This is a genomic window from Asaia sp. As-1742 (genome assembly GCF_011753235.1).
GTDB classification, from domain to species: domain Bacteria; phylum Pseudomonadota; class Alphaproteobacteria; order Acetobacterales; family Acetobacteraceae; genus Asaia; species Asaia bogorensis_B.
Genome location: NZ_VWWA01000001.1, coordinates 189311 through 212267, shown reverse-complemented (window position 1 = coordinate 212267; position 22957 = coordinate 189311). Strand labels below are relative to the sequence as shown.

Below are 22957 nucleotides of genomic sequence, written 5' to 3'. Positions count from 1 at the left end.
CGTCAGGATTGGGCTTACGTTCTCTCGCTCCGGCATGGCTTGGTGTTATTCTGCTGACAGCGCTGCTAGCCCTCACACCCCTGATATCCGGTCGGGCTTTGGCGCTGGACGATCCGTCCGAGATGCTGAACGACCCCGCACAGGAAAAGCGGGCGGCTGCCATAGGGGCCCAATTGCGCTGTCTGGTGTGCCAGAACGAATCCATCGAGGATAGCAGCGCAGGGCTGGCGCGCGATTTGCGCCATGTCGTGCGCGAGCATGTGGCAAAAGGAGAGAGCGACGCCCAGATCATGGCATGGATGACCCATCGCTATGGCGAGTTCATCCGGCTGAAGCCGCAATTCTCGATGGCCACGTTGCTGCTCTGGACCATGCCGGCTCTGGCGGTTGCCGTCGGTATTGGCTCGGCCCTTGTGATGATGCGCCGCAAGCAGGAAGAACCTCCCCTGACTGAAGCCGAAGCCACGCGTCTGGCCAGTCTGCTGCGTGAGGAGAGCAAGTCATGAGCTGGACCGGTTTCCTGCTTGTCACGCTTCTGGCCCTCTCGCCGCTGCTTTGGCTGATATTCCTCCAGTCGAAGCGCCAGATCCCACCCGTCGGGCCACGCCTGTCAGCCCTCGCGCTATATCGCGAGCAGTTACGCGAACTCGATCGGGATATGGCCTCCGGGCTGATCGACCCCACTGAGGCGGGCAAGGCACGGCTGGAGATACAGCGTCGCATTCTCGCCGCCGACGCGCTGCCCGATGACGGACTCACAGCCCGCGCCCTGCCAGCAGCACGTGTGGATCCTGATAATCGCGAGGGCCATCGGGCCCAGGTTTCACAAGGTATGCGGCTCTGGAAATCTGTGCTCTGGCTACCCGTGCTCCCCATCGCTGGTTTCGCGCTTTATCTGGTGAACGGTCATCCGTCACTCCCACCCCAGCCGCATCAGGACCGCACGCGTACTGTCTCGCCGGAACTGCAGGCGCTTTTCGGCAAGCTGGCCCGGCAGGTGGCAACGCTCTCGCCTCAGGACCCGGATTTCATCCGATCGGCCCTGCTGCTGGGACAGGTGGATGAGGCCATGAATCGCCCCGATGAGGCTATCGGCCTGTATCGTCGTGTTCTGGCTGTACGCTTCATCCCCGATCTGGCCGTGCAGGTGGCAGAGCTTCAGACCCGTCGTGACGGTCACATCTCACCCGATAGTCTCGCCCTGTATCGACGCGCTGTGGATGAAGCCCCGGCAGATGCCCCGTGGCGTATGGCGGTCGAGGCCCGCATCGCGACAGGCGAACACGAGAACACCCCCTGAAATCAGCCCAAGCCTGTCGCCACACTTCCTGCGCGAACGCAACGCCCCTCAGACCCGACGCGCGATCGCCGCTCGAACGCGCTGCCACGTCTTGCGGAGCCCGTAAAAACGGGTCTGCTCAAAAGCGGGCCTGACTGTGCAGCTATTGCCGAATTTCGGGGCAAAATCGACAACAGCTCCTTCGCGCACATAACGCCGGTAGAGCGCTTGGGTCTGGTCGGTCTGCCACCCAGCTGCCTGACAGAGTACAGCCGCGAAAGCCTGCGAGCGCGGGGGCAGGAGATCAGCCGCACGGGATGCATAGCTGACGGCAAGCCAGCGATAATGATAGCGCACATCAGGCTTGACTGCGCTGCTGTCGAACCGGGCGATTTCCTGCGCCGTTACGAAGGTTCTTGAGGCAGGCGGCTGCTGGGCTACTGGACCTTGCACCGAGCGAGGATCGATGTCGGCACCCCAGCCATAAGTCCCGCCCCAGATATAATAATCCGGCCTGATCTCCGTGCCCATCAGCTCCATGCCATAGAGCCTCACGATCCGTGCCGCCAGAAACCAGGCTTCAGCCCGCCCCGTTCTGGTCCAGCGTGATTTTGCATCCGAAAGCGCCTGTGCATAGGTTTTGATCAGTTGTTCATAAGTCAGTTTTGCCAGATCGCGTGGCTGACCGCGTTCGCTCTCATAATCGCCACTCTTGGCACGGAAGTGATCCGTATAGGTCAGAGCCTCAGCAAATCGGTTTTCGCGGATCAGGCGACGCACGAGTAGTGACCGTATCATATCTGGCATTGGGTCAACGGGCCGCACATCCACCGACTCTGCCTGGCCATTCTGTTCTCCGGATGATCGGGCGCCAGATGCCTCGGGCAGCGTTGGGGGCACGTTGGCATCCACAAACTGCATGAGTTCATCGGCGCTCAGCACGCGCTCAGCGACATAGGCGGCATCGACCTCCACATCGCTGGCCGGTCCAGCCTGCTGCGCAGCTCTATAAAGCCAGACTAACGCTTGAACATATTCGCCGCGCGACAATGCCAGCACACCCTGCTCGCCCTGCATACGCACTGCAATGGCAGGGTCTTGCGCAGGCGACAGTGTTGGGAACCCTTTGGTCGCCTCGGCATAGGCAAGCGCTGCGGCTTTTGTGTCATTGGCACGGACAGCCAGCTTGGCCCGCACCCAGGCAGCCAGAGGGGACGGATTCTGTCCCGCGAAATCCCGCGCCAGATCGAACTGACCCTGACGATAGGCCGCAGCCGCCAGCAGATCGGTTCCGTCATCCGGTTTGACGCCCTGCTCATGCACGGCAATCGCAAGATTTTTCAGGGATGAATGGGCGAGGTCATCGTCATAATCGAAAGACAGGGCATAGGCGCTGAGCATTTTGCGCGACAGCGGATCAGCGGCGAGTGCTCTCACCAGATCAGGATATTGCGCGATCCAGCCAAGAACGTAACGCAAGGAGTCCTCACCGGCGTAGGATCCGGATTCAACCTGATGCACATAAAGAAGGAGCGCTTTGCCAATCAGATCCTTCCTCAGGCTGGTCGTGCACGGGGCGTGCGTCTCCATTTCGTGCCAGCCACACAGACCATTGGCGCCGCGCAGATAGAGCTTCGCCTCTTCACCCCATGAGGCCTTGGCCAGGGCGTCAGGGTCGTATGCGCCCGCATCGACCAACGAGCGCGTCAGGGCAAAGGCCCGGGCGGCTTCGGTCAGGTCATGCTCCGGATCGTTGGCTGACGCAAAAGCCGAAGCACTATACGCCTTGCCCAACATGAAGGCTGCCGCAACTTTCTCATGCGCGTTGCTGGCGTCCGGAATCGCAAGAACCGCCTTGAATGCGTCGATCCCGTGATCGGCGCTATTGGGGTCGCGATAGGCCTGCGCGCCGCTCTGGTAGAGATCACGCGCCCGGGCTTCGGCTGGGTTATCCTCATCCGGGGGCGCGATGCAGCCTCTGACCCTGGCGACGGCTCCGGTGTTACCTTCTGTCCGGGATAAAGATGTCTGATTGCATAAGAAAACGAAAAAGAAGGCAGCTTCTCAAGCGTGTGTGTACGGTCATTCAGCAACGGCTCGGGAAAGAACGGACCGCAGGCCATGACGCCGGCAAGGCTTGCAGGCACCAGAACCAGCACGCCAAGCAAGGCCCCCTGCCTTGCTGTCAGCCGCTTTTGGCGGGGTGCATGGCCTTCAGAAGCGTGGGGTAACGTCCTGCGCTGAGACATTGATCTGATCTTTCTTTTTCTGGCAGGTCAGCCAGCCCGCAACAATTTCCTGTCCGACCGGCAGCAGCGCCTCACCCGTTCTGACAAGAACCGGGCCAGCCTGGTCGTAATCGAGACGATAAGGCCCCTGCGCCCCCATACCGGCGCAGCCCTTGTCAGCATGGATAATGAGCGGCAGCGTGGCGTCAATCGTGCCGTCATTTCTCAACACGATATGATACAAAGCTGCACCCTGCGGGTTCAGGCCGAGCGAGAGTGCCCTGCGCAATGGCTCGTGCCTGACCAGCGTCAGCCACGCAGGCAGGCTCCAGGCGCGTCGGTCACCGGCAACCGGCAGGCGGAACCAGATCCATCCCGCAAGACCCGCGGGCGGCGCGTGCTCGATACGCTCCATGAACTGCGCGACCTCCTCCGGAGCTACGGTCAGTTCCTGCCCCGCCCCTCTGGCAATGCCGCGTGCCATCTCGCTTTCAACCGCGACCGGCTGGCCCGCCTCCCCCCATATGATTTTGGTACCGTAGCTTGGCAGCGCAATCTGCCAAGGAACGGGTGAAATCCTGCCGAAGCCGGCAGCGTCGCGCTGGGCCTCATGGGCTCTGAACAGGCCGCCCGCCGGATTGCTGACGGCGTGAAGCTGCAGGACGACGCTCTCGACATGGGACAGAACCGAACCGAGCGCCGGGGCGCCGATCCAGCTTGGCAAGGCTGTAATCGTCAGACGGTAGCGCCCCGACAATCTGCGATGAAGTGCATCGAGCCATGTCGCATAATCACCAAGCCGCGCAGTGGGGCAGTCATGATCGATCTCAATCCCCTCCGGCGTAAGGCCGAGCGTCTGCCATCGGGCGAGCACCTGCTCGATATGCTGGCCTGTTTGCACAGGATCGAGCGCTTCTATCCGACCGCTGAGGCGGAACACGGCGATCACACGATGCGATGCCAGAACCTGTCTTGAGCTGAGCAACGCCGTATCATGCCACTGGCCGGCCTGATCGAACTCGGCGGCTAGAATGTGCCAGGTCTGGATAGAGGGCGCAGCCTGCGTGATGGAGCGTAGCAGTTCATCCCGCCATTGACGCTGCCAGATATAGGCATCTGACGGCAGCTGCACGGGCTTGGGAGCGGCAGACCGTACAAGAAAAAGGCCCACAATGGCGGTCAGGGCAGCGAGAGGAATGAAAGCCCCGGCGAGTGCGGTACGCCATCTGGGCACAATTCACCTCCTGCATTCAGATGCAGCCATCGGGGCTCTGACTCTCATCGAAGGAGCTTGTCGGGAAGATCTAGACGGGGATCGTACACCTTGCCAAGACCTGCGGCCAAGGGCAGGTCGTCCCTCCCATTCCACATTCCTGACCAGAACCCGTGGCGGCCAGCACGCTCAGGGCCCTCCCCGGATCCTCGCATAACCAAGGGCGATCAGACGCCTGTCACAGGACGCAACGCGAGAGAGCCGCAAAAGCGTGCAGCTTGTCGGGGCAGCCAATCAATCCGGAGCACTGCGAATAAAAGCGGCCTTGCCTCGGCAACAGCGTGTCGCCTTGCCTGATTTTCATATTGCACTGCCCCCATGCTTCACGGCATGTGCATTTCATGGCGCGTCTCTCCCCCCTGCCCCGACAAAGATCGGTCATCACCGGCAATTATCTTCCTGTCCCCCGACCACCGGCGCAGGAAACGGTTGTTCTGTGCCCGGTTTGCCGCGGCAAGATGCAGCGTACGGATGAGGAATGCCCTAACTGCCATGCGCAGCGTCATTTCGGCCCCACCCGTCGTGAGACGGTTGTCAGCACTCTGATCGGACTTATCGCGGCTCCAGCCCTGTCACTCCTGCTGATACGCCCTTCGGGCTGGACATTCGCTTTTGCCGTGGCTGGTCTGCTGGCCGGGTTCTTTGTGGCGCATAGCCGCCACACCGGCGATCGCTGGTTGCGTGATCCGCGCTGAGACGGAAACTTCGTAACAAGATGCAGCTTTCGGCACGTCCGGCGAAACGCTAAGGGCAATACTCATGTCTGCTTCGGCTTCACGCTCCAAACAACGCTCTCCCCTGCTGCTGCGAGAACGCTATATCCTGCGTCAGCTTTTCCTTGGGCTGGTGGGCATTACCAGTGGTGCGATCGCGCTCATCTGGCTCATGCAGTCGTTGCGCTTCGTATCACTCGTCGTGGATCGTGGCCTCTCGCTGCGCGTGTTCATTCAGCTCACCTCCCTGATGATCCCCTCCTTCCTTGCGGTCATCCTGCCAATCACGACTTTTCTGGTTGTCCTGTTCGGTTATCAGCGCATGTCGGGCGATCGTGAACTGACGGTCATGCAGGCAGCGGGGCTTTCGCCGTTCCAGCTGGCGCGGCCAGCCATGGCCTGCGCCCTGATCACGACCGTAATTGGGTACATTCTCAACCTGTGGCTTGTACCGGTCTCCTACCACGCGTTCAGGCGCTACGAATTCGAGATCCGCAATCGTATGGCCGCCTTCCTGCTTCAGGACGGTGTGTTTGCTCAGCTCTCGAAAGACATGACCGTCTATGTGCGCACGCGCGACCGTGACGGGGAAATGCACGGTGTGTTTGTGGAGGATGACCGTCAGCCTGAAGCGCGCGCAACGATCATTGCTGAACGTGGAACGATGGTGGTGGTCGATAACCAGCCACGCGTGGTGCTCTTCAACGGCTCCCGCCAGGAGATCGATCATCATACCGGGCGGCTCAACGTCCTGACATTCACGCGCAATTCGATCGATCTTTCCAGCAGCAAACAGGCCGATACCGAAGTGCGCGACGCTTCCGAAATGTCTCTCCCCGAGCTCTTCCACCCTGACCCGCGCTTTGTCTCGCAACGTGACTGGGGCAAGTTCGCGGTGGAAGGGTGGAGGCGTCTGACTTCCCCCCTCACCACCCTGTCTTTCAGCATGATCGCGCTCGTTGCCGTGCTGAGCGGTGCCTTCTCGCGCCACGGCAACATCAAACGCCCGTTGGCCGCCATTCTCTCCGTTGTGGGGCTGATGGCCATGTCCCTCATGCTGCAAAATCTGGCAGGCCGAAATCTCGGTCTTGTCTCCCTTCTCTGGGGCGTAGCGATACTGCCTGCCATTGGCTGCGCGGTATGGCTCTTCCTGCCCAGAGGGCTGAATTCCGGCCGGAAAACATCTCATGGCGCGTAATACCCTGGCCCTGTTCCGCGGCACCTCGGCCGGGGTGTCGGTCACGCTCTCGGTCTATATCTCGCGCATTTTCACGCTGTTCTCGCTGGCAATGATCGCGGCATTGACAGGGCTCGTCTCGCTGTTCGACTTCATCGATCTGCTTCGACGTGTCGCCACCAAGCCCGACGTTCCAACCAGCCTTGTGACGGAAATTGCCGGGCTGCATGTGCCGTATTTCATGATCATGATCATGCCGTTCGGTATCCTGCTGGGCGGTATCGTGTGCTTCTGGCGCCTGACGCGCTCGTCCGAGCTGATTGTTGCCCGTGCAGCGGGCATTTCGGCCTGGCAGTTTCTGGCGGCGCCCCTGGCCTGTGCCATTCTGATGGGCGCTTTCGGGACGATGGCGCTCTCACCGCTTTCCTCCTCCATGTTCCGCAAGGCGGAGTTGCTGGACGAGGCCTATCTGAAGACCGGGGGGGGGCCACTCTCCCTTAATGGCGGTGCGTTATGGCTGCGCCAGCTCGATGATGAGCAGGGCGGACAGGGTGTTGCTATCCTGCACGCGCGTCACGTCTTTCTGCGGGACCGCAAATTGCAGATCAACGACATCAGCATCTTCCGCCTCGACGCGCGCGATCAGCTTGTCATCCGTATCGAGGCCCCTCGCGGCGAACTGGTGGAAGGTGCGTGGAAGCTGGAAAATGCCGCGACAGTCAGGCCGAACCACTTGCCGATCCATATCGGCGATTATCTTCTGCCGACCAATCTCTCGCTGCGTCGCGTCGAGCAGAGCTTTGCGTCGCCCGATACATTGTCCGTCTGGACGCTGCCGGGTTTCATCCATCTCCTCGAGCGGTCCGGTTTTTCCTCCATCCGGCATCGACTGCACTTCCAGACTCTGTTAGCTCTTCCGATCCTGTGCGGTACAATGGCGCTCGTCTCTGCCGGCTTCTCGATGCGTCCTACCCGGCGCGGCGGCGTGGCCCGGATGCTGGGCTCGGGAATCGCGGCGGGCTTCGCGCTTTTCACCATCTCGAAGGTGGCGGCGCAATTTGGTGAATCCGGTGCGTTGCCGCCTGTTATGGCGGCATGGGCACCGACTGGCGCGGGTCTCTGCTTGGCGGTAGCCTTGCTTCTGCATCTGGAGGATGGTTGATGTCGAAACGGCGCGTTGCGCATCACAGGCGCAGGTCATGGCTTGCTGCCTCCATGCTGGCGGGCACGGCGACATTCGGTGCCATTCCGGAGGCGGATGCAACCATGCAGCGCCAGACCGGGCCGAAAGTTGCCGTAGGCAAGCCTTCTTCACAGTCCGACCCTGTCACCTATCTGGCTGATAACGAGAGCTACACCCGCAGCGGTGTGGCAACCTGGACAGGCAATGTGCAGGTCTGGCAGGGCGAGCACGCGCTGCGTGCCGACAAGATCGTGTTCGATCGCAATACTGGCGTCCTGACGGCCACAGGCCACGTCGCGATGGTAGAGCCCGATGGCAGCACCAGCTTTGCGGACTATGTCGAGCTCAGCAATGGCATGCATGATGGCATTGCACGCGGCATCTTTCTGCGTATGGAAGACAATGCCAAGCTTGCTGCCAATGGCATGAGGCGGACCAACGGCAAGATCAACGATATGGCCAAGGCCGTTTATACGGCCTGCCAGATCTGCGCCAAGGATCCGTCACGCCCGCCCTTCTGGCAGCTGCGCGCGTATAATGCGACCCAGGATGCCGAACACAAACGCATCGAATTCAGTCATGCCTATCTGGACATGTTCGGTCTGCCGATCATGTACCTGCCTCTGTTTTCGATGACAGACCCCAGCGTAAAGCGTCAAAGCGGCTTCCTGATCCCGGGCATCAACCCGCATGACCGTTATCTGGGCACCTATTTCACCATTCCGTATTTCTGGGCGATTGACGACCAGCAGGATCTGACCGTCCAGGGGCTTGTCTCGACACGCACCGGACCGCAGATCAGCGGGCAGTATCGAAACCAGCTCAATTTCGGCAAGATCAACTTCACGGGCGGCGTGGCCTATAGCACCCATAAGGAAGGCAGCTACGTCAACACGTTTGGCAATACGGTTGATGGCACGAACGATAATGGCATCCAGGGCTATGTCCGTGGCAATGCCATTTTCGATATCGATGATCACTGGCGCGCGGGCGCCAACATCAACCTTGCCTCTTCAGCCAACTACATGCGTGACTACCGCATCACAGGCTACGGCAACGAGACCCTGCAATCCACCGCCTATATCGACGGCTTTGGCGTTGGCTCCTACACGCGTCTCGACGGGCAGTTCTATCAGGGTCTGAACCAGGGCGTTATCCGCAACTCGAATCTGCCTTTCGTTCTGCCGCGCTTTACCTATGCGTTTCAGGGTGAGACAGATCCGCTGGGTGGCACATTCTCGCTCAGCACGAACGACTTCAACGTCTATCGCCCCGAGGGGACACGCGATCAGCGCGGGCAGATCCAGATGAACTGGAACCGGCCATTCCACAATGTGCTGGGCCAGATTTGGCTACTGACAGCACGTCTTGACGCTACGGTTTACCAGGCGAGCCATCTGACAGAGCAGCCAACCTATTATACCGATACCGGGACACATACGACGGGCTGGGTCCTGCCCACTGTCGCGCTGAAGATGAACTGGCCTTTCATGCGCAGCTTTGCGCATGGTCACGGCTCTCAGGTGCTCGAGCCTATCGTGCAGGCAATTGCCGCGCCCAATATGGGCAATAGTGCCACGCGCATGATCCCGAATGAAGATTCGCTGCAATACGAATTCACGGACAGCACCTTGTTCGCACTGAACCGCTATACCGGCACCGACCGTCTGGATGGCGGCCTGCGCGGCAATATCGGTGTGCATGGCAACTGGACGTGGCGTGGCCATGTCGTGGATTTTCTCGTGGGTGAGAGCATCCAGCAGCACGTTACCCAGAACCGCATCCCCTATTCTGGCCTGTCGCATCACCTCTCGTCACCCGTGGCGCGTGTGCGCGTCAGCCCCAACCGCTATCTCGATCTGACGGCTCGCGGCCGCTATGACCCCTATCGCAAGAGCTTCGATTATGGCGAGGGACTGGTCAGTGTCGGTGTGCCCATATTCCATGTAAATGCCGGGTATATCTACGAACCTGTCACGCCCTATTACTTCTATGCGACGAACTATCGACTGAATGGTCCGACGCAGGTCTATTATACAAAGACAAATGAAGTAACAGCAGGTGTCTCGACGGCCTATAAGCAGTACCACGCCTCGATCTATGGGCGCCGTTCGCTGTCGCGCAAGGAGTTTGTCAGCCTGGGTGGCGATATCGGCTACTCCAATGACTGCTTCGGCTTGGACATCCTTGCGATCAAGCAATATACCTCGATCGGTGGCCAGCAGCGTAATACGACGGTGCTGTTCAATCTCACATTCAAGACGATCGGTACCTTCGGAATCAATGGCTGACGGACGCGCAATGACCCTTACCGCCCCCTTCCTCCGGGCTGCCCCGCAATCCGGCGCTGCCCGGCCCCTGCGTGCGATACTTATGGGCTTTGCCACCTGCCTCGTCCTGCCTGCTCTGACAGCAGAGGCAGCGACCACACATCACGCCACCCATGCCCGCCCGGGCCATGGCAGCGTCGCCCCGGCGGCCAATCCGCCGGAAGATGCCATTCTCGGAACGATCAACGGTCAGGTTCTGACCGAGCGTGACGTCGATAACCGCGGCAAGCTTTTTGCACTCTCCACGGGGCTGAATATCAGCGCCGACCTGATGCAGCGCCTGCGCCCGCAGATCATTCGTCAGCTGGTCGATGAGCGCATCAAGACGCAGGAAATCCTCAAGCGTCACATCAATGTCGAGCCGCAGCAGATCGCTCAGGCCATCAACAACATCGAATCCCGCAATGGCATGCCCAAGAATGCCCTGCGTGACCGACTGGCGCAGGATGGTGTATCGCTCACCACCCTGATCGACCAGATCCGCGTGCAGATCGGCTGGATGCAGGTGCTTCGCGAAGAGATTTCGGGACGCGGCCGCATCACGGCGCGTGAGATATCTCAGCGTGAGGAGGCCCTTCGTGCCGAGGAAGGCCGCGCGCAGTACAATGTGAGCGAGATCTTCATTCCGGTCGCCGATCCGCGCCATTCGGAAACCGAGCTGGAATTTACAAAGACAATCATCACGCAGCTGCGCAACGGGGCGCCTTTCCCTATCGTCGCCGCGCAGTTTTCGCAGGCCCAGACCGCGCTTGACGGCGGAACAATGGGCTGGGTGCAGGAAGACAGTCTCGACCCGCCGGTTGTCGAGATCGTGCGCCAGATGCCCATCGGGGCCATTTCGAACCCGGTGAAGGTGGCGGGCGGCTACGTGATCGTCACGGTCAACGGCAAGCGCACCATCGGCCATCAGAACGTCACGATGATCACGGTACGTCAGGCCTTCTTCCCCTTCTCCTCACCGCTCAACCCACAGGCGCCGACGGATCAGCAGAAGCTGACCCTTCAGAAAGCCACGGCCGCCGCACAATCCGTGCATGGCTGTGAGTCAATGGAGGCGCTCAATCGCTCTCTGGGTGAGAAGCATCCTTCCGATCCAGGCGGTCAGCTCGTCCTTGAGCGCCTGAACCCGCAAATGCGTCAGGTACTGGCCGATCTGCCCGTCGGGCAGTCGAGCCGCCCGCTTGTCTCCTCTGATGGTATCGCGCTGCTGACAGTCTGCACCAAGGGGCAGAAGAACATCGCCCAGCAGAGCCCGAGCGAAATCGCCGATAGCCTGATGAATGAGCGCGTCGAACAGGCCTCACGTCAGCTCGAGCGTGATCTGGAGCGTCGCTCCGTCATCGAGATGCGCAAGGACGACAAGACCGCTTCGGCCAAGGCAAGCGATGACGCTGCTGCCGATGATGAGGCCCCCGCCAAGCCTGCCCATCACGGGTCGGGGCAAGGCGGTCCGGCACAGGGTGGCAAGCCCCACGGCAAGCCAGTGTCGGACCAGGGATGACCCTTCCATCCCTGCGTGATGCAATCCGGATTCATGGTCTGGATGCGAAGAAATCCTTCGGTCAGCATTTTCTTCTCGATCCGGGAATCGTTGCCCGGATCGCCGCACTGGCTGGCGACATGGCTGGACGGCAGGTGGTCGAGATCGGCCCCGGTCCCGGTGGCCTGACGCGCGCCCTGCTGGATACGAAAGCCGATGCGGTGCATGCGGTTGAGATCGATCAGCGTGCCTGGCCCCTGCTGGATGAGCTTGTCGCCCACGCGCAAGGCAGGCTGCATCTGATCAAGGCGGATGCCACGTCCCTGGACTGTGCCACGCTATGCCCCGCACCACGCAAGATCGTCGCCAACCTGCCCTATAATGTTGGCACGCCTCTTCTGGTCGCGTGGTTGCGTCAGGCAGCGTCCTGGGAGCGCATGACGCTCATGTTCCAGCTTGAGGTGGCCGAGCGTATCTGTGCTGCGCCCGATACCGGTGCCTATGGCCGACTGGGTGTGCTGGCGCAGTGGTGCGCAACCTGCAATGTCGTCATGAAAGTCCCTGCGGGTGCCTTCTCGCCCCCGCCCAAGGTAGAGTCGGCTGTGGTCGATATCGTCCCGAAGCCCATCCAGCCTTCAGCCTCGATGTTCAAGGCGATGGAGCATGTGACGCATCTCGCCTTCGGGCAGAGAAGAAAGATGCTTCGTGCCTCGTTGCGTCCCATTGGCGGTGAGGCCCTGCTTGAAGAGGCAGGAATCATCGCGACGAGGCGGGCCGAGACACTGTCGATCGACGAGTTTGCCACACTTGCAAAACTGGTCTGCAAAGAGGGTTAAGCCTCGCTCAGTGCTTGCACTGGGCTGAGCGAACGCCCATACAGGGTAGACGCGGGTGCTTTTGGCCGGAAATGCGGGTGCATGTGGCGCCCGAAACAGATCCACGAGAGCATGTTTGCACGCATAATTCTTCTGCGTGGCCGCTATACTATCAAGGAGCCTTGCTATGGCAACAGGCACCGTCAAGTGGTTCAACTCAACAAAGGGCTATGGCTTCATCAAGCCGGATGCCGGTGGCGACGATGTGTTCGTGCACATTTCTGCTGTTGAGAAGGCCAACCTTTCCTCCCTCAACGACGGCCAGGCGCTCTCTTATGAGACCGAAGTCGGACGCAACGGCAAGACCTCGGCAGTAGCTCTCAAGCTTAGCTGAATCCAGCCGTTACGGGTGCCGGATTCCGGTAGAGGAAAGCGAACCAATCCAGTCGGGCCCGCAAGGGCCTCCCTTGGTGACCGTTCACGTCTCGCCGGATCTGCCCTGTCTCTGCACGGGGAGGACCATTTCCTCCCCCTCGGGTGGCTTTGAGCCACCGCTTTCCCCTCAGAATGCAATCGAAGTCGCGACAGCGAAGCTGCGCCCCTGCCCCCAGCTATTACGGTAAGCTGACCCTGTCGGAGCGATGATATAACCCTGGTTGAGCAGGTTGACCGCGTTGAGTTGCAGGCTGATCTGCCGCGCAAAGAGTTGCGTCACAGTCCAGGATGCAAAAGCATCAACCGTGCCGTAACCGGGCACCTGGAAGCTGTTATCAAGCGCTGCCGAGCGCGTTCCCACAAGATGGACACCACCACCTGCACGCATCGACACAGCGTGCCACGGCAAGACGCCATTCCACGTCAGGAACTGGCTCCCGCTGTTTTTCGGCACGCCAATCAACTGGCGCCCTTCGGTGGCAGACGTATCGCGTAACGTCCGGGCGTCGGTCCACGCATAGGCGAGCACGGCGCTCCAATGGGCAGACAGGGCCCCTGTTACACTTGCCTCCAGACCTTTCGACCCGGCCAGACCGGTAAGACGCTGCACGATATTGCCATCACTATCCTGCCCTGCAGTCTGGAGAACGTTTTTCTTGCGGATATGATAGAGGGCGAGATCGGCTGTCAGGCCGCCATGCGCATAACGTGCCCCGACTTCAAATTCCCGACCCGTCGTGGGCTTGTAGCCTCCCTGCAGCACGCTGCCGGCGGAGAGCTGATTTGCGCCGAAGGATTGCGAATAATCGCCATAGAACGAAACGCTTTTGAACGGCTGCCAGACGAGCGCAGCAAATGGCAACGGCTTTGTGTAGGACGCGTCGGTCGTCCGGATGAAGGGAATTCCACTGCCATAGCGCAAACCAAACCACTGATAGCGCACGCCGCCGCTTGCAATCAGGCTGCCTGTCAGGTGGATATTGTCCTTGAAATAGCCAGATGCCGAATTGATGTTCTGCTGCAGATTGCTGTTCGCCGGATTGGGGCGCCCGACGGGTGCGAGCCCCCCATAGACCGGATTGGCCAGGGTAAAGCCACCCTGATTGGCTGACTGATAGAACACCCCTTGATCCTGATTCCGGTTTTCGTAGTCGATACCCGCCGTGATTTCGTGGCGCATCCCCCACAGATCGTGATCGCCCAGATAATCAAGGGCGACACTGCCATTGGCACGGATTGTCCCACCATTGGCACGATAGCGACGTAGCAGAATGCCGGTGCGCGCCGAGTAGCTCGAAGGGTCGGCCTGCCTGTCATGATAATCGTCACGGTTATAGCCACCAGACAGCCTGAGCCTGTCATGCATCCCGATCCGGTAGCCCAGATGACTGGCAATGAGATGACGGGCACCGAAAGACGCGGTCCAAGGTTCATCTAGACGCTTCTGAGGACCGGAAACCGGATTATTCCCGACAAAAACGGCGCCGCGATCCAGCACATTGTCGTAATCGACATATTCGTAAGACAATGCGCCATCCCAGCGTTCGCGATGCCAATTGAGAGTCGGTGCCACCAGGATCTGCTTGTTGGCGCCAAAATTACGCCAGTAATTCTCGTTGCGGTAACTGCCGATCAGACGGAAAGCCAGCGTCTTTCCGAGCGGCCCGGTCACATCGACATGACCATTTCCACCTCCCAGAGAGCTCCACTGGGTTCCCAAAGCTGCCCCCCAGCGCCGGAAATCGGGCGCCTTGGTAATGACATTGATCACACCGCCTGGCTCCTGCATGCCGTAGAACAATGAGGCTGGTCCTTTGAGGATCTCGACGCGCTCGGCAGTATCACCCTGATAATTGCGTCCGATGGGCATCCTCACCCCGTCACGCAGGATGGACCCATCATCAATGGCCCCAAAGCCACGCTTGATGAGGGCATCCTGTGTACCGCCGAAATTGTTCCCGATTGCCATACCGGGCACGTATTTCGCCATATCCTCCATAGTCTGCGGCGAGAAATCCGCGAGCGTCTGATGGGTGACGACATTGGTGGTCTGTGTCTGTTGCAGAAACGGGGTGGCGCGCTTGTCCCCCATAGCGCTTTCGGCAGCGGCATAACCACCACGTGCCCCCATTACGGTCAGCACCTCATGGTTCCGATGGTGCCGCGCGCTCGTCTCGCCTCCCTGTCCTTCTCGGTGCGGGCGGGTGATATGGCGCAGCGGCTCGGCACGCGTAGCTCTATCATCCCCTGTCCGCCCGGGGCCGACAGTTTTGTCGCCAGGTTTGCCCTCCGCCAAGGCATCAGGCGGCAAGACCATGCCAAGCGCCGCAATGAGGACGATTCCGGGGCCAGACAGGCTCACCCCACTATATGGGTTGCGAATGTTTCTCATTCGCTAATCGTTGGCACAAAGCGTTACGTAACGAAACCGTGAGTCACGGTTTCGAGAGCCTATTTTCTTAACAAAGTATGAGCGCAGATGTCAGGTGGCTGACTAGGGGCCAGCCGTGCTGCTCAAAATAGGCTTCAGCGACCAGCCATATAGTCGCGGGTCAATGGAACAGCATCGATATCGGCAGTCAGCTGAAGCTGGAAGTTCATGTGGCCCTGCAGTCGGAAAGACAATTCGGCCCCAACGAGATAGAACTCGAACATACGGCAGAAGCGCTCGTCATAAAGCGCCTTGATCTTCTCACGATTGGCCGCAAAACGCTCACGCCAGATCCGGATCGTTTTCGCGTAATGCAAGCGCAGGATCTCGCAATCCGTCACCCAGAGGCCAGCCCGCTCGATTGCCGGAAACACTTCGCTCAAAGCCGGGGAATACCCACCGGGGAAGATATATTTGTCGATCCAGGGGTTGGTGGAACCCGGCTCGTCCATACGCCCGATCGAATGGACAAGCGCCACACCGTCAGGCCGAAGCGCCTTGCGCAGGGTACGGAAATAGGTGTCGTAATGACCTATGCCGACATGTTCGAACATGCCGACTGAAACGATACGGTCATACTGCCTGTCGAGCTTGCGGTAATCCATGAGCTTGAAGGTTACCAGCCCCTCAAGCCCTGCCGCACGAGCACGCTCGCGGGCAACCTGAAGCTGTTCCTGCGAGAGCGTGATGCCTGTCACCTTGACGCCGTAGTCACGCGCCAGCGTCAGGGCCATGCCTCCCCAGCCGCAACCGATATCGAGCACATCAAGGCCGGGCCGGTCGAGTTGCAGCTTGGCAGCAATATGATGCTTCTTGGCGAGCTGCGCCTCTTCCAGTGTCATGTCGTCAGAAGTGAAATAGGCGCATGAATACTGACGGTCTTCATCGAGGAAGAAGTCGTAGAGTTTTCCGTTCAGATCATAGTGATGAGCGACATTGCGACGTGAGCGCCTCTGCCCGTTCCATTGCCGGAGAAACCGCGTGACGAAACGGGCCTTTTCCTCGACGCGATTAAGCAGATGGTGACTGCCGTGGATGTTGAGCATGAGAACGCTCAGCACGTCCTCAAGCGAGCAGTCCACCGAGACGATGTCGCCATCCATCCAGCCCTCACCGAAGGCGAGCCCTGAATTCAGAAGGAGTGCTCTCAGCGCCTTGTCTGTCTTGACATGAATGGCTGCGCTCGGACCGGGACGCGTCCCTTTGTAGCGGCGTTTTTCACCGCTGGGCAGGATGACGTCGAGTGCTCCGGCACTGATAAAGCGCTCCAGAACACGGTCCAGCAGAAATATCATGGTCAATCCCGCTCTTCTCTCATCAATTCAAGTAATTGAACGAGGAAAACCTGAGATCGTCAACTGGCCCCAATAACACAAAACCCGACTGCCTGAGGCAGCCGGGTTTTGCACTCAATCGCTAAACGATGCGTCTTTTCAGACAGCAGCGCCTTCGACTTCACCTTCAGCCGCGGCGTCTTCACCCTCGACTTCGGTTTCGAGAACGTATTCGTCCTCTTCAGCGACGATGGCTTCGCCACGTGCCTGACGCTCGGCTTCTTCTTCCGAACGGGCCACGTTGACCGTAACCGGGATCGACACTTCCGGGTGGAGGGCAACGCGTGCCTCGACCAGACCCAGCAGCTTGATCGGCTCGGCGAGGACCACCTGGCTGCGGCTGACGCTCAGGCCAGCAGCCGTCACGGCAATCGCGATGTCGCGCGTCGTCACGGAGCCGTACAGGCTGCCGCTGTCACCAGCCTGACGGATGATGACAACGCTCAGGCCATGCATACGCTCGGCAAGACGCTCGGCCTCTTCACGACGCTTGAGGTTCTGGGCCTCAAGCTGTGCGCGCTCGGTTTCGAAACGCTGGCGGTTCTGGGCGTTGGCGCGGAGCGCCTTGCCCTGGGGCAGCAGGAAGTTACGGGCATAGCCGGGCTTCACGCGGACGATATCGCCCATCTGGCCCAGATGCTCAACGCGCTGCAGCAGGATGACTTCAGTCTGTGACATGCCTGTCTCCTCAGTTCATCACGTAGGGGAGCAGGGCAAGGAAGCGGGCGCGCTTGATCGCCTGCGCCAGCTCACGCTGCTTCTTGGCCGAAACCGCCGTGATGCGGCTCGGAACGATCTTGCCGCGCTCGGAGAGGAAGCGGCTCAGCAGACGCACGTCCTTGTAGTCGATCTTCGGCGCGTTGGGGCCGGAGAACGGGCAGGACTTGCGGCGGCGGTAGAACGGACGACGGGCGCCGACGGCAATGCGACGGGCGGCCGGGTTGATTTCGTTGGTGTTCTCGTCAGACATCGCGATTACTCCGCATCCATCTCGGCACCCTCACGGGCGCGGTATTCTTCACGATCGTCACCACGACGGCCGCCACGACCGCTGTCGAAACGACCAGCAGGCTTGGAGTTGCCACCACGGAAATTGCCACGATCGCCACGATCATCGCCCTTGCGGGACAGGATCGGAGACGGGTCCTGCGTGATTTCCTCAACGCGCAGCGTGAGAACGCGCAGAACGTCTTCGTTCAGGCTCAGCTGACGCTCCAGCTCGCGGATCTGGTCCGGACGGGCATTCAGGCCGAGAAGGACGTAGTGGCCCTTGCGGTTCTTCTTGATGCGGTATGCGAGCGAACGCAGACCCCAGAATTCGCGCTTCTCGATGGAACCGCCATCCTGGGTGAGGAGGGTTTCGATCTGCTCGACGAGGGTTTCGACCTGCGCCTGCGAGATATCATTACGTGCGATGAGCACGCTTTCGTACAACGGCATATGAGCTCCCTTCGGATTGCTTCAACCCAACCACCCGACCGGGACCGGTCGGATCAGCGCCTCTTCCACAAGGCTCGGGTATAGCCGGGACGATGCCTTCGTCCGGCAGGGAAAGGCGGCATAAAGCACATACGCCCCTGCGGGGGCAAGAGTTTTCCTGCCTCGGAACGCTCCCGTGCGAGCAACAGCCTGCTTTCCCGCATATTTGTCTTGGGTGTGGACGGGCTCAGGGGCGGAGTAGATGGGCCGGCAGGGTGAGGCCAAGATCGTCAGGCACCGCCCAGTGCTCCTCCTCGACCATGATCGGCACGAAGCCGGCAGCCTTGTAGGTAGGGAGCGCATTGGGGTGATCGGCCGTGCAGGTATTGACCCGCATGACCCGCGTGACCTTGCGCCAGCCATGAGATATGGCAGCCGCCAGCAATTTGCGGCCAAGCCCCTTGCCCTGCGCGCCCGGCACGAGCCCGAGATAGGACAGATAAGGGGTTTCCGGCTTGTGCATATCAAGCTCGAAAAAACCGGCCACGCCCTGCGGTCCCATCAGACGCCAGATTTCGGTATGGCGTGAGGCGATGATACGATGAAGGGTGTCAGCAGGCATCATGTACCGCATCCACCAGCAGTGTGGGGCGCCGATCAGACGGTAGAGGGCCAGATAATCATCCACATCCGGATGCCAGCGCTCGATGTGATAGCCTTCGGGCCAGCCGATATGGGCTGAAGGTGGCGGCCTGAGACGTTCGAGGAACGTCACCTCGACCGTAACTTCGGTCGTGGGACGCTCCGGAATCGTCTCAAGCCAGGGCTCCATGAGCCGTTCCCGCCGATCAGTTATCGTCGAGGAAGGAACGCAGCTTGCGGCTTCGGCTCGGGTGCTTGAGCTTGCGCAGTGCCTTCGCCTCAATCTGGCGGATACGCTCGCGAGTCACGTTGAACTGCTGACCCACCTCTTCCAGCGTATGATCGGTGTTCATGCCGATGCCAAAGCGCATACGCAGCACGCGCTCTTCACGCGGGGTGAGAGAGGCCAGAACGCGCGTGGTTGCCTCGCGCAGATTGGTCTGGATCGCGGCATCCAGCGGAATGACCGCCGTCTTGTCCTCGATGAAGTCACCAAGATGGCTGTCTTCCTCGTCACCGATCGGGGTTTCGAGAGAGATCGGCTCCTTGGCGATCTTGAGCACCTTGCGCACTTTCTCAAGCGGCATACCCAGCTTTTCAGCCAGCTCTTCAGGTGCGGGCTCACGACCAATCTCGTGCAACATCTGACGTGAGGTGCGCACGAGCTTGTTGATCGTCTCGATCATATGCACCGGAATACGAATGGTGCGGGCCTGATCGGCAATCGAGCGCGTGATGGCCTGACGGATCCACCATGTCGCATAGGTCGAGAACTTGTAACCACGGCGGTACTCGAACTTGTCCACCGCCTTCATGAGGCCGATATTGCCTTCCTGAATCAGATCCAGGAATTGCAGGCCACGATTGGTGTATTTCTTGGCAATGGAAATCACGAGACGCAGATTGGCCTCGATCATTTCCTTCTTGGCGCGCGTCGTGTCACGCTCGCCACGCGACACCACAGCATAGACGCGGCGGAACTCGCCAACCGGCAGACCGGTGCTATGAGCCAGATCGGCCACCTGGTTACGCAGATCAATAATCTGCTCGGCATAGCGCGTGGTGAAATTCTTCCACGACTTGCCAGGCAGCGCCGAGACGGAGGCCAGCCAGTTGGGGTCGAGTTCGTAGCCGCGATATTTTTGCAGGAAGTCATCACGCGAGACGCGGCAACCCTCGGCCATACGCAGCATGCGGCCTTCGAGGTTATTGAGGCGCTGGAACTGAACCTTGAGCTGGGTCACTAGCTCCTCGATCCGATTGTTGTGCAGATGGACCTGCTCGACCATCTTCACGAGCTCCATACGCACTTTCTCGTATTCCTGCTCGGAAGAACCTGTGGTCTCGGACCCGCTGGTCAGCGTCTCGATGCGACGCACCTGAAGTGCACGCAACGTATCGTAAAGCGGTTCGATGGCCTCGAAATGCGCCAGGATCTCGGGCTTGAGCTTCTCTTCGAGGGCAGAGAGCGACAGGCCGGAGCTTTCCGGGTCGCCACCTTCCTCGTTTGCGGGCTCCTCGTCGAGATTGTCCTCGTTCTCCTCGGCGTTCTCGCTCTCGGCGGCTTCCTCTTCGGAGGGGCCGCCCTGCATGGCTTCAAGGTCGACGATGTCGCGCAGCAACATCTCGCCTTCCTTGAGCTTGTCGTGCCAGGAAATAATGGCGCGGAAGGTCAACGGGCTTTCGCACAGCCCGCCGATCATCTCATCGCGGCCCGCCTCAATCCGCTTGGCAATGGCGATTTCGCCCTCACGCGACAGCAGCTCGACCGAGCCCATCTCGCGCAGGTACATACGCACCGGGTCATCTGTACGACCGGCGCTTTCGCTCACATTACCAGTAGGAGATTCTTCGGATTCCTCAGCCTCTTCCTTTTCCTCGGATTTCTCCTCGGCTTCGTCAGAGTCCTCGTTTTCCTCATTCTCGACGACCTGAATCCCCATCTCGGAGAAAATCGCCATGATGTCCTCGATCTGCTCGGAGGACATCTGATCCTGCGGCAGGACAGCGTTCAGCTCGTCAAACGTGATGTGACCGCGCTCGCGTCCCTTGGCGATGAGCCGCTTGACCGCACCGGACTGCGTGTCGAGGACATTGGTATCGCCGTCCTGGTCCTGCGCGTTCCGCTCCGTTCCCGTGGCCGCTTTCGTCGCCATACCCTACTCCCTGCTCCCGCACGCCCTATCGAACGCCGCGCTTAAAACCAGCCATGAAAGAAACGCGCTTGGCCAGCGCACTGCAATCACAGAACGCCGCCCCACCCGTCAGCCTGAGGCCGACCTGTCTTTCATTTGCGATCCACCAGCGCGAGCGCCAGCAATTTCGGCATCGTGCAGGTGGGCGATACGGGCCACGAAGTCAAGGGCCGGGGGCGCTCTTTTCGCGTTACGAAACCTGCATCGTCAATCTGCGTCATCGCCCTCTTCGCCGCGACGCAGGCGCTCGAGTGTGCGCAGCCGCACCATCAGCGCCTCGGGCAGTCCTTCCAGCGCGGGATTGGCCAGCGCCGCCTGCATGTCCTGCTCGACCTCGCGCTTGAAGGCCGGGAAATTGACCAATCCGAAAAAATGCCACCATTGCTGAAGCGGGGCCTGATTGAAAACTCCGCCCGTCTCGGCTTGCGCGGAGGGCACAACGCCCCGCGCAATCAGTTGTCGAGCCTCATCGCCCAGCCCCTCATGATCGAGTGCCACGAGGGCATTCTGTTCTGTCAGGAGGTCCGGCGAACCAATTTCGGCAAACCAGTCGAGAATCGTGTCGCGGATCTCATCGAGCGGGTGGGGCAGATCGAGACGGCCATAGGGGTCTTCGATCTGCGGCAGAATGGACGGGTGGCGCAGCACCAGAACCGTCAGCACCCGCAGACGCTCTCCAGCCCCGTCCCCTACAGCAATATTGCGCACCCGGCTCTTGCCAGAATCCGGCCGTGAAGGCCCACCCCGCCCCTTGCCCCGACGTGACGATGCGAAAAACCGCTCCATCAATGCACGCCGGTACTCAGCGGCAAGGTCCTTGTCCGCCACCAGTGCGGCAGAGGCCTCCAGCCGCTTTTTCAGCGCCGCACGCTGCTCGGGCACATCCTGCTTCACACCGGCCTGCATGAGCTGGAACAGTTCGTCCGCCAGAGAGGTTGCTCCATCGAGCACCTGACGCATGGCCTGAGGGCCATCGCGCCTGATCAGGCTGTCCGGGTCATCCTTGGGGTCGAGGCGGCAGAATTGCAGGCTGCGCTCCGGTGTCAGGAGCGGCAGGGCCAACTCAGCCACACGAAGCGCCGCCCGCGCCCCGGCAGCATCGCCATCAAGACACAGGATCGGATGCGAGGCCTCGCGCCACAGAAGTTCGAGTTGCTCAACACCCATCGCCGTACCGAGCGGCGCAACCGCAGCTTCGAACCCGGCCTGTGCGAGGGCGATCACATCCATATAGCCTTCAGCCACAACCAGCTTCTGGGCTGGGTCGCGCAAGGCGTTGCGGGCCTGATCGAGATTGTAGAGTGCGTGCCGCTTCGAGAACAACGCCGTCTCGGGACCATTCACATATTTCGGCTGAGCGTCGCCAAGGGTGCGTCCACCGAATGAGATCAGCCTGCCTCGCCGGTCGCGTATAGGGAACATGACACGCGAAAAGAACAGCTCGCCTCGCGGTGCGCCATGTTCATCCACACGCATCAGCCCAGCCTGTAAAAGCTGCTCGGCTGTAATATCCTGCCCGCGCAGCGCCTGAAGCAGCGCCCCCCGTCCCTCGCCCGCCCAGCCAAGGCCGAAGCGCTCGATCGTTGCCTCGGTCAGGCCGCGTCGCCTGAGATAGGACAGTGCCTGACGGCCTTCAGGTGCATAAAGCGCCTGGCGGTAGACGTTCTGCACGGCCTCGAGCACATCGCCGAGAGATCGCGCCTCGCGCGATCGGGCCTCCTGCCGCGGGTCCTGCCGGGGCATATCGAGTCCGGCTTCATTCGCCAGCTGCTCCACAGCCTCCGGGAAGCTGCGTCCCTCGCTTTGCATGACGAAGGAGATCACATCGCCATGGACGCCGCAGCCAAAGCAATGGAAGTGATCGTCATAAACATAAAAGGATGGCGTCTTTTCCCCATGGAAGGGGCAGCATGCCTTCCAGTTGCGGCCTGAACGGCTGAGCTTGGTGCGGCGCCCGATGACGGCTGCAATCGGGGTGCGGGCACGCAGCTCGTCCAGAAAACCGGGATCGAACGCCATCGTT

Annotated in this window: 20 protein-coding genes; 10 read left to right on the top strand and 10 right to left on the bottom strand. The window is 60.4% G+C overall.

Annotation, left to right across the window (positions count from 1 at the left end):
* Positions 1-47: 47 nt before the first annotated feature.
* Both F3J08_RS00820 and ccmI read left to right on the top strand, forming a co-directional pair.
* Positions 48-506, top strand: a complete 459-nt coding sequence (locus F3J08_RS00820; RefSeq protein WP_370458650.1) for a cytochrome c-type biogenesis protein CcmH — start codon at positions 48-50, stop codon at positions 504-506.
* Positions 503-1300: a c-type cytochrome biogenesis protein CcmI gene (gene ccmI / locus F3J08_RS00815; RefSeq protein WP_166928068.1), complete on the top strand. Its 798-nt coding sequence runs from the start codon at positions 503-505 to the stop codon at positions 1298-1300. The genes F3J08_RS00820 and ccmI overlap by 4 nt, the downstream gene beginning before the upstream one ends.
* Positions 1301-1348: 48 nt before the next feature.
* Here the strand turns inward: ccmI and F3J08_RS00810 are convergent, their stop codons facing one another.
* Entirely contained in the window at positions 1349-3076 is a 1728-nt protein-coding gene (locus F3J08_RS00810; RefSeq protein ID WP_166928067.1) for a hypothetical protein, read from the bottom strand.
* A 21-nt stretch (positions 3077-3097) separates the two neighbouring features.
* On the opposite strand from F3J08_RS00810, the gene F3J08_RS00805 reads away from it, so the two are divergent.
* Positions 3098-3301: a hypothetical protein gene (locus F3J08_RS00805; protein WP_166928066.1), complete on the top strand. Its 204-nt coding sequence runs from the start codon at positions 3098-3100 to the stop codon at positions 3299-3301.
* Positions 3302-3493: 192 nt separating this feature from the next.
* Here the strand turns inward: F3J08_RS00805 and F3J08_RS00800 are convergent, their stop codons facing one another.
* Positions 3494-4741 carry a DUF3142 domain-containing protein gene (locus F3J08_RS00800; RefSeq protein ID WP_166928065.1) on the bottom strand — a complete coding sequence of 416 codons (1248 nt, stop codon included), beginning with the start codon at positions 4739-4741 and terminating at the stop codon, positions 3494-3496.
* Between the two features lie 380 nt (positions 4742-5121).
* Here F3J08_RS00800 and F3J08_RS00795 point away from each other — a divergent pair, with 380 nt between their 5' ends.
* The 7 genes from F3J08_RS00795 (at position 5122) to F3J08_RS00765 (ending at position 12872) form a co-directional block, all read left to right on the top strand.
* Positions 5122-5475: a hypothetical protein gene (locus F3J08_RS00795; protein ID WP_240149049.1), complete on the top strand. Its 354-nt coding sequence runs from the start codon at positions 5122-5124 to the stop codon at positions 5473-5475.
* Positions 5476-5539: 64 nt separating this feature from the next.
* Entirely contained in the window at positions 5540-6691 is a 1152-nt protein-coding gene (gene lptF, locus F3J08_RS00790; RefSeq protein WP_166928064.1) for an LPS export ABC transporter permease LptF, read from the top strand.
* Entirely contained in the window at positions 6681-7832 is a 1152-nt protein-coding gene (gene lptG / locus F3J08_RS00785; RefSeq protein WP_023977652.1) for an LPS export ABC transporter permease LptG, read from the top strand. The genes lptF and lptG overlap by 11 nt, the downstream gene beginning before the upstream one ends.
* On the top strand, positions 7832-10144 hold the full coding sequence (locus F3J08_RS00780) for an LPS-assembly protein LptD (protein ID WP_166928063.1): 2313 nt from the start codon (positions 7832-7834) through the stop codon (positions 10142-10144). The genes lptG and F3J08_RS00780 overlap by 1 nt, the downstream gene beginning before the upstream one ends.
* A gap of 82 nt (positions 10145-10226) precedes the next feature.
* Positions 10227-11684, top strand: a complete 1458-nt coding sequence (locus F3J08_RS00775; protein ID WP_166928308.1) for a peptidylprolyl isomerase — start codon at positions 10227-10229, stop codon at positions 11682-11684.
* Positions 11681-12499 carry a 16S rRNA (adenine(1518)-N(6)/adenine(1519)-N(6))-dimethyltransferase RsmA gene (rsmA, locus tag F3J08_RS00770; protein WP_166928062.1) on the top strand — a complete coding sequence of 273 codons (819 nt, stop codon included), beginning with the start codon at positions 11681-11683 and terminating at the stop codon, positions 12497-12499. The genes F3J08_RS00775 and rsmA overlap by 4 nt, the downstream gene beginning before the upstream one ends.
* Positions 12500-12665: 166 nt before the next feature.
* Positions 12666-12872: a cold-shock protein gene (locus F3J08_RS00765; protein WP_023977648.1), complete on the top strand. Its 207-nt coding sequence runs from the start codon at positions 12666-12668 to the stop codon at positions 12870-12872.
* Between the two features lie 168 nt (positions 12873-13040).
* Here F3J08_RS00765 and F3J08_RS00760 read toward each other — a convergent pair whose 3' ends face one another.
* From F3J08_RS00760 to dnaG, 8 genes are all read right to left on the bottom strand, one after another.
* The gene (locus tag F3J08_RS00760) at positions 13041-15305 is read right to left on the bottom strand and encodes a TonB-dependent siderophore receptor (protein ID WP_240149047.1); all 2265 of its coding nucleotides are present in this window, start codon (positions 15303-15305) and stop codon (positions 13041-13043) included.
* A 134-nt stretch (positions 15306-15439) separates the two neighbouring features.
* Positions 15440-16639, bottom strand: a complete 1200-nt coding sequence (locus tag F3J08_RS00755) for a cyclopropane-fatty-acyl-phospholipid synthase family protein (RefSeq protein WP_166928061.1) — start codon at positions 16637-16639, stop codon at positions 15440-15442.
* Positions 16640-16777: 138 nt separating this feature from the next.
* Positions 16778-17356, bottom strand: coding sequence for a 50S ribosomal protein L9 (gene rplI, locus F3J08_RS00750; protein WP_122039778.1), 579 nt, complete (start codon positions 17354-17356; stop codon positions 16778-16780).
* Positions 17357-17366: 10 nt separating this feature from the next.
* Positions 17367-17648, bottom strand: a complete 282-nt coding sequence (gene rpsR, locus F3J08_RS00745) for a 30S ribosomal protein S18 (RefSeq protein ID WP_023977644.1) — start codon at positions 17646-17648, stop codon at positions 17367-17369.
* Between the two features lie 5 nt (positions 17649-17653).
* Positions 17654-18118 (bottom strand): 30S ribosomal protein S6, encoded by a 465-nt coding sequence (gene rpsF / locus F3J08_RS00740; RefSeq protein WP_023977643.1) that lies wholly within the window; start codon positions 18116-18118, stop codon positions 17654-17656.
* Between the two features lie 226 nt (positions 18119-18344).
* Positions 18345-18929, bottom strand: coding sequence for an N-acetyltransferase (locus F3J08_RS00735; protein WP_166928060.1), 585 nt, complete (start codon positions 18927-18929; stop codon positions 18345-18347).
* Between the two features lie 16 nt (positions 18930-18945).
* On the bottom strand, positions 18946-20895 hold the full coding sequence (gene rpoD, locus F3J08_RS00730; protein WP_166928059.1) for an RNA polymerase sigma factor RpoD: 1950 nt from the start codon (positions 20893-20895) through the stop codon (positions 18946-18948).
* Between the two features lie 246 nt (positions 20896-21141).
* Positions 21142-22953 (bottom strand): DNA primase, encoded by a 1812-nt coding sequence (dnaG, locus tag F3J08_RS00725; protein ID WP_166928058.1) that lies wholly within the window; start codon positions 22951-22953, stop codon positions 21142-21144.
* Between the last annotated feature and the right edge of the window lie 4 nt (positions 22954-22957).

What these genes read in the sequence shown, in the direction of transcription:
- rpsF (WP_023977643.1), bottom strand. Translation starts at nt 18,118, where the DNA reads ATGCCGTTGTACGAAAGCGTGCTCATCGCACGTAATGATATCTCGCAG.
- F3J08_RS00775 (WP_166928308.1), top strand. Translation starts at nt 10,227, where the DNA reads ATGGGCTTTGCCACCTGCCTCGTCCTGCCTGCTCTGACAGCAGAGGCA.
- ccmI (WP_166928068.1), top strand. Translation starts at nt 503, where the DNA reads ATGAGCTGGACCGGTTTCCTGCTTGTCACGCTTCTGGCCCTCTCGCCG.
- F3J08_RS00810 (WP_166928067.1), bottom strand. Translation starts at nt 3,076, where the DNA reads ATGTTGGGCAAGGCGTATAGTGCTTCGGCTTTTGCGTCAGCCAACGAT.
- F3J08_RS00805 (WP_166928066.1), top strand. Translation starts at nt 3,098, where the DNA reads ATGCGCGTTGCTGGCGTCCGGAATCGCAAGAACCGCCTTGAATGCGTC.
- rpsR (WP_023977644.1), bottom strand. Translation starts at nt 17,648, where the DNA reads ATGTCTGACGAGAACACCAACGAAATCAACCCGGCCGCCCGTCGCATT.
- F3J08_RS00780 (WP_166928063.1), top strand. Translation starts at nt 7,832, where the DNA reads ATGTCGAAACGGCGCGTTGCGCATCACAGGCGCAGGTCATGGCTTGCT.
- F3J08_RS00795 (WP_240149049.1), top strand. Translation starts at nt 5,122, where the DNA reads ATGGCGCGTCTCTCCCCCCTGCCCCGACAAAGATCGGTCATCACCGGC.
- rsmA (WP_166928062.1), top strand. Translation starts at nt 11,681, where the DNA reads ATGACCCTTCCATCCCTGCGTGATGCAATCCGGATTCATGGTCTGGAT.
- rpoD (WP_166928059.1), bottom strand. Translation starts at nt 20,895, where the DNA reads ATGGCGACGAAAGCGGCCACGGGAACGGAGCGGAACGCGCAGGACCAG.
- F3J08_RS00760 (WP_240149047.1), bottom strand. Translation starts at nt 15,305, where the DNA reads ATGAGAAACATTCGCAACCCATATAGTGGGGTGAGCCTGTCTGGCCCC.
- F3J08_RS00755 (WP_166928061.1), bottom strand. Translation starts at nt 16,639, where the DNA reads ATGATATTTCTGCTGGACCGTGTTCTGGAGCGCTTTATCAGTGCCGGA.
- F3J08_RS00765 (WP_023977648.1), top strand. Translation starts at nt 12,666, where the DNA reads ATGGCAACAGGCACCGTCAAGTGGTTCAACTCAACAAAGGGCTATGGC.
- lptF (WP_166928064.1), top strand. Translation starts at nt 5,540, where the DNA reads ATGTCTGCTTCGGCTTCACGCTCCAAACAACGCTCTCCCCTGCTGCTG.
- lptG (WP_023977652.1), top strand. Translation starts at nt 6,681, where the DNA reads ATGGCGCGTAATACCCTGGCCCTGTTCCGCGGCACCTCGGCCGGGGTG.
- rplI (WP_122039778.1), bottom strand. Translation starts at nt 17,356, where the DNA reads ATGTCACAGACTGAAGTCATCCTGCTGCAGCGCGTTGAGCATCTGGGC.
- dnaG (WP_166928058.1), bottom strand. Translation starts at nt 22,953, where the DNA reads ATGGCGTTCGATCCCGGTTTTCTGGACGAGCTGCGTGCCCGCACCCCG.
- F3J08_RS00735 (WP_166928060.1), bottom strand. Translation starts at nt 18,929, where the DNA reads ATGGAGCCCTGGCTTGAGACGATTCCGGAGCGTCCCACGACCGAAGTT.